A 13,444-nucleotide genomic window follows, 5' to 3' on the forward strand; every position below is an offset into this window, starting at 1 on the left:
ATTAACATGGTTATTCAAACTGGTTTTAATTGGTTAATTGGGCAGCAACTACTATTAAGTATTTTGTTTTGTGGATTTATTTTACTCGAGCGATTTGGTTTAAAAGCCCTTGGCTCGCGGTTTGTATATAAATTAGCATGGCTATTACCTGCGGCATTGGTTATTGCTAATTTACCAAATGCGATTAAACCACTGCAAAATAGCAATATTAGCCATTACTTAATCACCCCTAACCAGCCTTTTACACATGAAATGGGTATTAGCTGGGCGCTCGTGTATGTACTTATTACCGCAGGGTTATTAATAGCTAGCTTTATTACGCATACCCGCTTTGTTAAAAGCCTGCAGTTAACTGAGTTAACACAATTTGAAGGCACTCTTACCGCTGATGTTAAAACTTATACCAGCCAACATGTAGCCACGCCAATGGTGGTCGGTATTTTAAACAGCAAGCTGGTGTTACCGAGTAACTACAATACCCAGTTTGATAAAGCCACATTAGCGCTTATTTTAGAGCACGAAAACGTACACATAAAACGCAAAGACAACCTAACAAATGCACTTATATTACTGCCTACTATTTTACTGTGGTTTAACCCACTAGCTTGGTTTTGTTACGCAAGCATGCGCCGACTACAAGAGCTGACTTGTGATGAACGGGTACTTAGCAATAAAACCACACAACAACATATTTTATATAGCAAAGCCTTAATAAACTGCGCGGCAAATGCGCCCACAGGGCTTATGGCTTATTCACACTACGGAGATAAAAAAACCATGTTACAACGACTAACTAATATAAAACACAGTGGGGAGCGTTCAAAGCTTGCTAAAGGTGGCTTATTACTTGTAGCCGCAAGTATGCTAAGTGGATTAGCGATTGCAAAGCAACCAGAGGCAATGACTAAAGAGGATCACATTTCACCGACAATGCGTATCGAACCCCTTTATCCAATACAAGCAGCTCAACAAGGCATCAGCGGCTCTGTTGTATTAAAATACGATATTGCAGCAAACGGTAAAACAAAAAACATTAGTGTTATTCAATCAAAACCTAAAGATGTTTTTGATAAATCAGCGAAAGAGGCACTAGCAAAATGGAAATATAAAGCATCAGATTCAGGTTTTGAAGATGTACTTGTGCAACTAGATTTTGCGATTAATAGTGAAGTGGCACCTACCGATTTAATTGAGCGAATTAAAGTATCGCATTAACGCCACGAGTTGTTCAAGACTACAAAGCAAGCGCCCTTTTAGGCTGCTTGCTTTGTAGTTTTACGCTATAAAGTTATAAGCTCACCACAATCATGGCAATGGCTGACCCCAAACCAATAAACCACACTAATGAGCGAATTATATCTAGGTTCATATAGTAAAATACGCAATACAAAATACGCGACACAATATGCGTAACCGCTAGCATTTCGGTCACTGCACTTACAGAGTTAGTGCCCAGTACAACTGCTATCGCGACAGCAAAAACAGCGAGCGATTCAAAACAGTTTTGATGAGCAGCGAGCGCCCTTGCGCCAAAGCCGGTTAATTTTGTTTGTTGTGCCCTCGGATGTTTGTTGTCGTATCGACCTAATTTTGCCATTGCTATAGCAACCGGCACTTTTGCAAAGTAAGGCATTAATACCGCAAGTAATGCACATACAACTAATGTTGTCATAATTTATCCTTTTGATGTTTCGGATAATTTAGCATAAGCGTAATAAAAAAGCCGCCAGATACGTTTTATGACAAACGCTGGCGGCTAAACAATAACATCACACTTACTATAGCTAAGTTTACTCATAAAACAGTGCGGCATAATGTCGCAGATGATGAATATTCACTATCACCCTTAATGCATCGCATTAATAACTAAAGATTGTTAACTTAAAGACCTTATTTTTAATCGACAAATACCATGACTTGGATCTTTTTCACTTTTTTAGCCGCCTTTATGCAAGCCTGGCGTAATGCCCTGCAAAGCAAATTAAGTAACGATGTGAGTGTTGCTGGCGTAACACTCTCTCGCTTTATTATTGCAGGCCCTATTGCTGCCGTGTATTTATATGGTTTGTATCAATATCAAGATACCGCCATGCCTACGTTTAATAATGCCTTTTGGGCATTTATTGTAGGCGCAAGTGTTATGCAAATACTTGCCACTGGTTTAATGGTTAAGTTATTTAAAATGAATAATTACGCTGTAGGTGCTGGTCTTGCCAAAAGCGAGGCGTTAGTGGCTGCTATTTTAGGTGTATTATTTTTTGGCTCGGCACTTTCTTTACTCGGTTGGCTTGGTGTGTTTTTTGGCGCTATTGCCGTATTGCTACTCAGCGGCATAACAAGCGTTAAACACTTTAATGCTAAAACAGCATTACTAGGACTTGCTTGTGGTACTTGCTTTGCACTTACCTCACTGTGGGTACGTGAAGCCAGCTTAAACTCAGGATTATTATTTCCCCACTCAGCCGCTTGGGTTTTACTGTTTGTAATTAGCTTACAAACGCTAATACTACTGGGCTATTTATTATTAAAAGAGCCAAAAACACTCAGTAAACTGTGGCAATACAAAGGCACTACAGCCGCTATTAGTGTTTTTAGTTGTGTTGGCTCTATTGGCTGGTTTAGTGCAATGAGCTTACAGCACGTTGCTTACGTTAAAACACTTGGACAGGTTGAAGTGTTTTTTACCATGCTAATTGCCGTACTTTGGTTAAAGCAGCCACTTAAAAAACAAGATACTGCAGGCTTAATACTCATAGCCATTGCCGCTGTTTTGGTTATGTTGCCGAATTAATGGCAACATAAAAAAGCGCAGGCTTTTATACCTGCGCTATTCATAATTAAGCGTTTATTCAAATTACCAATTAAGAGCTTATTTTAAGTGTTATCACACCGCTAATAATCATTAATACTCCCGCAATACGACCAAATGTAGCTGCATCGTTATAAAACAATATACCTACTAAAAACGTACCCGCAGCGCCAATACCTGTCCACACCGCGTATGAGGTGCCCATTGATATTTGCCTTTGAGCAAGCCACAACATAAAACCACTAGCAACTAAAAATGCCACCGCTATTGCTATGCCTTGCCAGCGAGTATCTGAGTTTTGTGAGATTTTTAAACCTATCGGCCAGCCAATTTCAAGTAAACCGGCAATAACCAAATAAATCCACGCCATTAAACATCTCTCTTTTTCAATATAACTTCATATAAATCTTCGCGGCGATCTTTTAAGTTACGCACTGTACCTTCGCTATGAAGGATTTTAAGCTTATCCATATCAAGGTCACTAAATAACAGCATTTCTGTATTAGGTGTGGCTTCGTTAAGTGTTGCATCGTGCGGGAACGAAAAGTCCGATGGCGTTAACACAGCCGATTGTGAGTACTGCACATCAAGGCTTTCTACTTGTGGTAAGTTACCTACCGAGCCTGCAATAACCACATAACATTCGTTTTCTATTGCACGCGCTTGTGCACAATGGCGCACACGTAAGTAGCTGTTTTTAGTGTCGGTCCAAAATGGGACAAACAAAATATCTAACCCTTGTTTTGCTAATATGCGTGAAAGCTCAGGAAACTCTACGTCATAACAAATTTGAATACCTACACGCCCAGCATCGGTTTCAAATACAGCAATTTTGTCGCCGCCTTGAATAACCCAATCGTTTTGTTCATGCGGGGTAATATGTATTTTACGTTGCTCGTCTATTTTACCGCTGCGGTGGCATAAATAACTTACGTTATAAATTTTATCGTCTTCGGCAAGCGGCATAGAGCCGGTAATAATATTGGCGTTGTATTCTATTGCCATACGCGACATCGCGTTTTTAAACGTTTCGGTATATTCCGCTAAATAACGAATCGCTTCAGTTTGGTTGCTTTGATTTCCTAAGCCCATTAATGGCGCGTTAAAAAATTCAGGGAATAGTATAAAGTCGCTTTTGTAGTCAGATACGGTATCTACAAAGTATTCAACCTGTTTTAGCATTTCTTCAACTGATTCAACACAGCGCATTTGCCATTGCACAGCACCCACACGCACAATTGATTTAGTTGACTCAAGTACCGTGTCGGTTGGCTCATACATAATGTTATTCCACTCAAGTAAAGTGGCGTAACCAACTGACTCTTGATCCTCCGGTAGGTACTTTTTAAGTAAACGCTTTACCTGAAAATCGTTAGATAACTGAAAGCTTAAAATAGGATCGTATAGCTCTCTCTGATCTACTTTTGCAATGTATTCCATTGGCGTCATTTCACTACTGTGATTGTAATAACGTGGAATACGACCACCCGCTAAAATAGCGCGTAGGTTATATTGGCGGCACAGTTCTTTACGGGCATCATAAAGGCGACGACCTAAGCGCATGCCTCTGTGAGTTTCGCTAATGGCCACATCTAAGCCATATAGCGCATCGCCATCGGTATCGCTAAATACACGGTCGTGACCATCTGCAATGTCTTCGTATGTATGCGGGTTTGAAAAACGTGTGTAATCAACTTGTACGCTCAGCGCTAAGCCCACCAGCACGCCGTCATCTACAATACCGATTTGCCCTTCAGGAAATTGGTCTATTAATCTAAAAATGGTATGACTTGGCCACGCACCACCTAAGTCGGGATACGCTTGATCCATCAAGGTTTTAATTTGCGGATATTGCTCTCTGGTTAAGTTACAAATTTCAAGATGGGTTTTTTCTGCCGACATACACAACTCCTTTAGGCATAAGAAAATAAAAGCCGAATGTACGCTCGATTAAATCAAGAATACACTCAGCTTTGTATCATGTTTTTTACTTTAGATGTACTACTTTAAGCTGCGATAAAAAAGTGTGGTTACTTTCTCTTTTGGTAACCAGCCTGCGTATTCAAGACCAAGTTCTGCCAATGGATCGGCTTTAAGTACTTGCTCTAAGCTTGCATTATTTTGCATTGCTTTTAGCATTACGTCTTTCGCGTTTTGAACTAGCTTACCATACGCTATCAGTCCTGAACGGTCACTTACCTTACCGTGTCCAGGTATTACTTTAGTGTTGTCGTCAATTTGTTTAACTACATCGTCTACTGCAGCTAAAATACCATCAACGCTACCGCCGCTATCTACATCAACAAACGGTAAGCTGCCAAAATTAAAGTAAATATCGCCCATGTGCACTATGTTGTCGTTACTAAAAAAGACAACCGAGTCGCCATCGGTATGCGCATGTTCGTAATGCACTACATGGGCATGTTCATTATTAAAATGCAGTTTTAAATCGTGACCAAAACTAATGCGCGGTAAAAAGTCTGACCCTTCTCCATGCTGCTCTTCTAAACGTTTATGTACATTGTCGTGTGCTATAACGTGCGCGCCCGCTTTAGCAAAGTTTTCGTTACCACCGGTATGATCGCCATGATGATGCGTATTAATAACAAACTCTGCACTGCCTGGCTTTAAATCGCTAATCGTTTTTTTAATGTCGTCTGATAACTTGGCAAACTGATCATCAATAATATAAATGCCATCATCGCCTACACTTGCTGCAATATTACCGCCTTGCCCAAATAGTACGTATACATGCTCACTTAGCTTTTGTGCTGTTACTGGACCCTCGTCTGCTTGCGCTGCTGTACTTAGTAATAAACCTGTTATTAATGCGGGTAGTATTTTTTTCATTTTTGTTCTCTGTTGTATGAAGTAATTAATATAGAACGTTTTTATCACTATTTAAGCTCACTCACTGATCACTTAAACGTTATTTAATAGGACTTATGACTATTTGATGCATAAGTGTTTGCGGCAATAAAGGTGTATGTTTACCCTCTACGTAATCACTAAACCCCGCTCTATAAAATTCAGAAAGAGGATGTCCCGATTGCCCACCCGGAATAGCTAAAATTGCATGTTCTAAATGCCCAGGTTGAGCAATAAAGCGCTGCGATGCGCCAAAACTACGCCCTTGTACTGCAGGCATGTAGCTATCACCAAAACCCGCTGCTGTAGGCATATTTAATAACTTAGCAAGTAACGGCATTTGCTTTGCAAACGGATGCTCTATCACTAACTCATTGACCTTACCCCACTGCCAGCTTTGTACATTATTACCAAATTGCTCAGTAAGCTTAGTAATAGTTTGGTTAAATGCACCGTGTAATTGTGCATCCCAGCTTTTAAATTGTGGGTTTATCCACGTATCGGGTTTGTTGTTAATAAGCTGCCACACTGCGGGCTCTAAATCTCGTTTTACGTATTTAAGTGTGCCTTGCTGTTTATTTAATTGGCTTTCAATATTACTAAATAAAATATTAATCACTTCATCGCGGTAGCGCTTAACTAAGGTATACCCTGTGGAGGTTGAACACGCACATTGCTGCCAATTTTCGAGCGCTGTTATATATTGCTGATTTTTAGTTTTATCGGCTTTTAATTGCTTTAATAGCAAAGCATGCCAAGGCATTAAAAAGCGAGCTTGATTATCGAGCTGTAGTGCGTAAAAATCGCTCTCTGCAAATGTTTGTTTTTCAAATAATCTATCGCGAATTTGGCTCGAACGTGCACCGAGTGCATAGCCACCATTGCCAAAACGGGCGTTATCTTCAGTCGATACCACGCGAGAGTTACCAGTCCATAATCTGCCGCTTTGTGGGTTTTTAATAAGGGGACGTTCTAATTCGGTTTGCTGCCAAAGCACTGAGTAGTCATCGGCATTTACGCCAAGCTCACTTGGCGTTTTACGCGCCGGTATACCGCCCATGTTTTTCCACGCGGCGCTACCTTGGCTATCTACCACCATTAGGTTTTGCACCGGAATGCCCACATCGCTTGCTACAGCAAGTGCATCATCTACTGTTTTGGCTTGCTCTAACTTTAAGAGTTGCATATTAACGGCGTAAGACTGATGTGCAGCCCAGCTCAATGCATAAGGTTTTTCGTTAATGTATTTTACAGGTCCGTATTCGCTAAGTGTTAATGGGTAGTTTTCAACCTCCCCATCGGGTAATGCAATTGGTTCATCTACTTGCCATGTTTTACTATCATCGTTTAATGCAATCCAATCGGCTGTATCTAAATAACCATTAGTAAACCCCCATGCAATATTATTGTTAGTACCCACTACAATAGCAGGCGCTCCGGGCAGCGATACACCGGTTACCTGAGCGAGTTTTCCATTTTGTATATAATTTAGCTGAGCCCTGTACCAAATTACAGGCACTGCCATCGATAAATGCATATCATCAGACACCATTCCAGCGCCTGTTTTAGTCAACGCTCCTGTAACTGCCCAGTTATTACTGCCGCGCTCTTGGTTTGCTTCAATACTTTTAACTGTATGCTGTGTTTGAGTGGGAAAAGTAGGTATGCCGCCGCTATAAGGCGCTAATTTACTGCCATCAAGTGCGGCTTGGTACTTACTTGGTTGCGTTAAAAAATCAACCATTTGCTTTGTGTACGCTTGCTCAATTTGAATGAGTGCTTGGTCACGTTCAAATGTCGCGCTTTGTAAATCAAGGTACATGCTAAATATCACAAGTAGGCTGTCTTCGCTTTGCCATGGCTTTTGTGTTGCACCGGTTAGTAAATATTCAAAGCTTGAATATCCTACTTGCGCTAAACCTTCGTTTACACCTTGAGCGTAACTTTTAAGTAATTGCTTATCTGCATCAGGCAGCGTTTGTAAAATAATTTGGCTGCGTTTACGCAATTGATGAAAACGCATCTTTTTATCGAGCCCCAACGCGGCTTCGCCAAATAATTCACTTAGCTCGCCTGCGGCATTACGTCTTAGTAAATCCATTTGAAAAAATCGGTCTTGCCCATGCGCATAACCTAAACCATAGGCTGCATCGTTTCGGCTATTTGCATTTATCACTGCTTGCCCTAGTGCATCGCGCGAAATTTTTACAGGATCTACTACCGCGTTACTACGTCCGTTTCCATCAAGGGCAGGTAAACTTAAACTAAGTACACCATAAACAACAGCGGTACTTGCCAGCCCTAAAATCACAATTAATAATAACAAGCGTTTGATTACTTTAAACATCAACCTTTCCTTTGCACGTTTTGACCAAGCGTTAAGGACATATAATAACCACAGTTTTATTAAATAATAATGTTCTTGCTCGCAAAGGATGAAATAAACATCAAAATCCACGATAATGTCAGCTCCACACATCGTGCAGAACTAGTTGAGATCAATATGACTGAAAAAACATTTATCAAAGGTAAAGACCGCGACCTAGAATCGTCAATCTCTACCATGCAAAACAAGCTTGAAGCCCTACACATTAATGTTGAAGAAGCGCTTTGGCTTAACCCTGTAGCTAACTGTTATTCGGTTCATATAAAAGACAGTGACTGCGGTGTTATGTTTACCAATGGTAAAGGCGCAACCGACAAAGCCTCTATTGCCTCAGCACTCGGTGAATACTTTGAGCGTTTAAGCTGTAACTACTTTTTTGCAGACTTTTATCTAGGTGAAGAATTTGCCAATGGCGAGTTTACTCATTACCCAACCGAAAAATGGTTTAAAGTTGAAGGCGATGAAGTACCACAAGGTATTATGGATGAAAGCTTATGGGATTACTTTGACCCAGAGCGCGAACTTACCGCATCACACCTTTTTGATTTTAACTCTGGCAATATTGATCGTGGTATTTGTACCCTGCCCTACACTCGCCAACGCGATAACCAAGACGTATACATTCCGGTAAACGTTATTGGTAATATTTTTGTATCTAACGGTATGAGCGCAGGTAACACGAAGTTTGAAGCTCGCGTACAAGGTTTATCAGAAGTATTTGAACGCGCTATTAAAAACCGCATCATCGCCGAAGGTATTTGTTTACCAATCGTGCCTGAAGATGTTGTTAAGCAATATCCTAAAATTCACGAAGCGTGTGAAGAGCTTCGCAGCCATGGCTTTCATTTACGTATTGCCGATGCATCGCTTGGGGGTATTTACCCAGTAATGAGCGTAACGCTTATTAACCCAACTGATGGTTCTGTATTTGCTTCTTTTGGTGCTCACCCATCATTTGAAGTTGCGCTTGAGCGTACCGTTACTGAGTTACTACAAGGTCGTCGTTTAGATCAGCTAGATGTATTCCAACCTGCAACATTTGATAACGATGAAGTAGCAACACCAGAGAACATTGAACTGCACTTTATTGATTCAAGCGGTTTGATTTCGCATGATTTCTTCCGTGCAAAACCTGACTTTGAATTTGTACACTGGGACTTTAGCGGCACAACAGAGCAAGAATATAACTTCTGTACTGACCTGATTCACAGCATGGATCACGATATATACATCATGGATTACACGCACTTAAACGTATACGCATGTCGTATTTTAGTGCCGGGCATGTCAGATATTTACCCTGTTGATGAGCTTATTTGGCGCAACAACAACGAAGGCGCAAAATTTCGCGAAGCATTCCTATCGCTTGATCAGTACGATGCAGAGCAATGGATGGAAATTTACGACAGCCTAGAAGAAGCAGGTCATAGCGATATTATCCGCGCCGCAGAATTTATTGGTTTAGCAACTGATGCCGACACACCATGGCACACACTGCGTATAGGTGAACTTAAAGCGCACCTATGTTTAGCCGCAGGCAGCGAAGAAGCCATTGATTGGGTTGATTGGATACTTCATACGGGCCAAGTAAACGAAGATGCAATGCGCCACTTCCGCTGTTTAAAAGCGATTCTTGAAATTAAATACGATGACGAGCGCGAATACGCTGATTATCAAGATGCATTAGGCTTAATGTTTGGTGCTAATAATGTAGCGCTGGCTATAGAAATTGCCGAAGGTAAAAAGCAGTTTAACGGTTTAACTTTCCCAGGTTTATCGCTTGAAGGCTTTAAAAAGCATGCGGCACTACTTGATGGTTACCGCAAGCTACACGTAGCAAAGCAAAATCATTGGGCACGTGAAGTTAGCGATTCGTAACTCGCTAAACTACTAATTATAAGAAATAAACGGCGCATTTGTTAATTCGCCGTTTTCATTTATGTCATAAATTAGCTATAGTTAATTTGCCTAAATTAACGCCACGATGTAGCTAATGCCACCGTCTAGTAATAACAAAAAAACGAATGTTCATAACTTTAAGCTGACCTTTTGGTTATCGCTTACGCTAACTGTACTAGTTGGTGTTGTTCTTGATCGTATTAACTATAATCGTGTAAAAGATGCTCACCGCCTACAAATTCTTTCAGAAGTAAGTACTTATAGAGCTCAACTCGAATCAACCTTAGTTTCTAATATTCAACTAGTACGGGGTTTAGGTGTTGCCGTTGCCGCAGAACCGGGTTTAGAACAAGAACGCTTTGAACAAATCGCAGCCCCTCTTTTTGATACATCAAATGAACTTCGTAATATTGGTGGCGCTCCCAATATGGTCATTCAAATGACCTATCCTTTAAAAGGGAACGAAAAAGCAATTGGCCTTAATTTTTTAGATAATAAAAATCAGCGTACTGATGCACTTAGAGCCCGCGATACCAACACAATTATTATGGCAGGACCGCTAACATTAGTTCAGGGGGGGGAAGCATTAATCGCCAGGGTTCCGGTGTATACCCCTCCTAATAATGAGTTTTGGGGCTTGTTGTCGGTTGTACTCGATATTGACAAGGTTTATATCAATTCTGGCGTTTACGAATTAGAAAAACAGTACAACGTTGCCATTCAAGGGCGTAATGGTTTAGGTAAAAAAGGCGAGTTTTTTTTCGGCAATCAAAATATTATTCAGCAAGATCCTCTTGAGTTCACTCTAAATTTTCAAGGCGGCAGCTGGCAGTTATATGTAGCGCCAAAAATCGGTTGGAGCCCTCCTATTTCATCAATATGGCCACTTCGGTTATCGATTATTATTATTTGCGGGTTATTAATCTGGGCCTTTTTATTCTTTTTGAAAATGCTTAATCGTCAGCAACAAAACGAAAAAATGCTTGAAGCAATGAGTGATCTAGCTCAAATAGGCGCATGGTCATTTAACTTAGAAACTAAACAAGTGTATTGGTCTGATATGACCAAAAAACTATTTAAATACCCATTAAATAACCAACCAGAATGGCCTAAAGATTTAAACTACTTTAAAAAAGGCACTAGCCGAGAAACAATTAAACCTTTAATTGAACGAGCCATAAAATATGGTGAAAGCTACGAAGTTGAATTAGAAGTAATGGATGCAGAAGGTGAATCTGTTTGGGTACTCGTACATGGTGAAGCAGAACGAAAGAATGGACGATGCACACGTATTTTTGGCTCACTACAGAATATTGATACCCGTAAAAAAATTGAATTAGAAAATAATAAAACCGCATTACATAACGAAATTTTAGCTTCTCTTACCGTTAATAAATTAATATTAAATGGGCAACTTAGCCAATCGAAAGATATTATCACTGAAGCAATCTGCCAAGCATTCGATATTAAACGTGCCAGTATTTGGTTTTTTAATGAAGACAAGTCTCAACTAAGCCCCTTTGCCATACATAGCAAACATTCGTCTAGTGACAAAATTGACTCTATTTGGCTAAGAAAAAACAACCCCGGCTTTTTTAATGCAATAGATCATCAAGCAGTATTTAATGCACCCGATGCACTAGAACACCCAATACTCGCACCAATTAAAGAGCAGTATTTAATGCCACTCGAGATTAAATCAATGCTGTGCATAATTATTCCTGCGGGAAGTGGTGCTATAGGCGTTGTTTGCGCCGAGCAATGTCAATCCAAGCGCCACTGGTCTAAAAACGAAGAAAGCTTTTTAATTGCCGTTGCAGCGTTAATTGGCAGCTTGCACTCGAGCCAGCAACGAATTGAAACTGAACAAAAGCTGGTTGCCGCCAAAGAAACTGCAGAACAAGCTGTTGAAGCTAAAAGTGAATTTTTAGCAAGTATGAGCCACGAAATTCGCACACCAATGAATGGTGTTTTAGGCATGCTTAATATAATTAAGCAAACGCAACTAGACCTACAGCAAAAGCATCATATCGAACTTGCTCAGTCATCAGCTCAATCTTTACTTAATATAATTAACGACATATTAGACTTTTCTAAAATTGAAGCCGGTAAGCTCGATATTGAAAACGTGCAATTTAACCTACCTCGGTTATTAGGAGAAGTGGTTGAGTCGTTTGCTTTAAAAGTAGAGCAAAACAATACAAAACTTATTTTAGATGCCACTCAAATTACAGTTAGCGAAATAATTAGTGATCCGAACCGCTTACGCCAAATTTTGAATAACTTAATTGGCAACGCCGTTAAATTTACTATTGATGGCGAAGTAGTTATTACCGCCAAAGTGGATGAAACAACGGATGGCTCGTTCCTACAATGTTCGATTATTGATACTGGCATTGGTATTGACCCTAAAAAACAAGCGTCGTTATTTGATTCGTTTACACAAGCAGATACCTCAACTACACGCCAGTTTGGGGGCACAGGGCTTGGCCTTGCCATAGTAAAACAACTGTGTGAGCTGATGAACGGTGAAGTAAGTGTAAACAGCATGCAAGGTGAAGGAAGTACATTTTCTTTCACAATACAAATACAGCCTCGCTTAAGTAAAGAACAAGATTTACCGAGTCATTTAATTAAAAACAAACATATTTTAATTATTGATGAGTGCTCGTTAAATGCAAATACAGCCAGCAAACAACTCACGGTATGGGGTGCAAAGGTTAATTGCATACATGACTATCTTGAGGTTGATGATTATTTAAATAATGTAACCACCCACCCTGAAGCTATTTTAGTTGATTACTACTTTTTTGAAAAAGCGCCGCAAACGCATATAACTGCGCTTAAAAACTTTATAAATATGCATAGTTGCAAGTTAGTTCTTATGGCGCCAATGAGTTACTCACCTGAAGAGTCTAAAGTAGGTATGGAAGTCGACTGTATGATTTTCAAACCACTCACACCTTCTGATTTGTTTGACTCACTCACTAACGATAAATACATTGAACAACAGCAGCAACAAGCACAACTACAAAATAAACTAACTAAAGCACCAGTACTCGATTCATCAGAGCCACAACTACTGCTCGTTGAAGACAATAAAATAAACCAAGTAGTTGCCTCGGCGCTATTAAAGCAAGCAGGTGTGACTTTTGATATTGCTGAAAATGGGCTTGAGGCAATTGTAAAACTCAATGCAAAACAAGGTAAGCCATATAAACTAGTTTTAATGGATTGCCAAATGCCTGAAATGGATGGCTACCAAGCCACTAAAGCCATTAGAGAAGGCGATGCAGGTAAGGGTAATGAAAATATTACTATTATTGCACTTACAGCCAATGCCATGCAGGGCGATAAAGAAAAATGCCTAGCAGCAGGCATGAACGACTATTTAAGTAAGCCGCTCGATTTAGCCGCTCTAAAACCTAAACTCCAGCAATGGCTTGGTATCCAATAAAGGTGTAAGCTAATAAAATACGCTT

At 40.2% G+C, this 13,444-nt stretch carries 9 protein-coding genes; 4 read left to right on the plus strand and 5 right to left on the minus strand.

What is annotated here, in order from left to right; translation table 11 throughout:
• Window positions 1-6: 6 nt before the first annotated feature.
• Entirely contained in the window at window positions 7-1,215 is a 1,209-nt protein-coding gene (locus GQR45_RS13805; protein WP_165726241.1) for a M56 family metallopeptidase, read from the plus strand.
• 73 nt (window positions 1,216-1,288) lie between these two features.
• Here the strand turns inward: GQR45_RS13805 and GQR45_RS13810 are convergent, their stop codons facing one another.
• Window positions 1,289-1,672 (minus strand): MAPEG family protein, encoded by a 384-nt coding sequence (locus GQR45_RS13810; RefSeq protein WP_165726242.1) that lies wholly within the window; start codon window positions 1,670-1,672, stop codon window positions 1,289-1,291.
• Between the two features lie 240 nt (window positions 1,673-1,912).
• On the opposite strand from GQR45_RS13810, the gene GQR45_RS13815 reads away from it, so the two are divergent.
• Window positions 1,913-2,791 (plus strand): DMT family transporter, encoded by an 879-nt coding sequence (locus tag GQR45_RS13815; RefSeq protein ID WP_206008650.1) that lies wholly within the window; start codon window positions 1,913-1,915, stop codon window positions 2,789-2,791.
• 70 nt (window positions 2,792-2,861) lie between these two features.
• On the opposite strand, the gene GQR45_RS13820 is transcribed toward GQR45_RS13815, so the two are convergent.
• From GQR45_RS13820 to GQR45_RS13835, 4 genes are all read right to left on the minus strand, one after another.
• Window positions 2,862-3,179, minus strand: coding sequence for a multidrug efflux SMR transporter (locus GQR45_RS13820; protein WP_007580521.1), 318 nt, complete (start codon window positions 3,177-3,179; stop codon window positions 2,862-2,864).
• Complete coding sequence (locus GQR45_RS13825; RefSeq protein ID WP_010554553.1) at window positions 3,179-4,711, minus strand: bifunctional GNAT family N-acetyltransferase/carbon-nitrogen hydrolase family protein; 1,533 nt, start codon at window positions 4,709-4,711, stop codon at window positions 3,179-3,181. The genes GQR45_RS13820 and GQR45_RS13825 overlap by 1 nt, the downstream gene beginning before the upstream one ends.
• Before the next feature lie 99 nt (window positions 4,712-4,810).
• Window positions 4,811-5,659 carry an MBL fold metallo-hydrolase gene (locus tag GQR45_RS13830; RefSeq protein WP_007580517.1) on the minus strand — a complete coding sequence of 283 codons (849 nt, stop codon included), beginning with the start codon at window positions 5,657-5,659 and terminating at the stop codon, window positions 4,811-4,813.
• A gap of 79 nt (window positions 5,660-5,738) precedes the next feature.
• The gene (locus GQR45_RS13835; RefSeq protein ID WP_165726244.1) at window positions 5,739-8,024 is read right to left on the minus strand and encodes a penicillin acylase family protein; all 2,286 of its coding nucleotides are present in this window, start codon (window positions 8,022-8,024) and stop codon (window positions 5,739-5,741) included.
• A 156-nt stretch (window positions 8,025-8,180) separates the two neighbouring features.
• On the opposite strand from GQR45_RS13835, the gene ycaO reads away from it, so the two are divergent.
• Entirely contained in the window at window positions 8,181-9,941 is a 1,761-nt protein-coding gene (ycaO, locus tag GQR45_RS13840; RefSeq protein WP_007580513.1) for a 30S ribosomal protein S12 methylthiotransferase accessory factor YcaO, read from the plus strand.
• Between the two features lie 115 nt (window positions 9,942-10,056).
• Complete coding sequence (locus GQR45_RS13845) at window positions 10,057-13,419, plus strand: ATP-binding protein (RefSeq protein WP_165726245.1); 3,363 nt, start codon at window positions 10,057-10,059, stop codon at window positions 13,417-13,419.
• Window positions 13,420-13,444: the final 25 nt, after the last annotated feature.

This window comes from Pseudoalteromonas sp. SA25, from assembly GCF_011378705.1.
In the GTDB taxonomy this organism is placed as follows: Bacteria; Pseudomonadota; Gammaproteobacteria; order Enterobacterales; family Alteromonadaceae; genus Pseudoalteromonas; species Pseudoalteromonas arctica.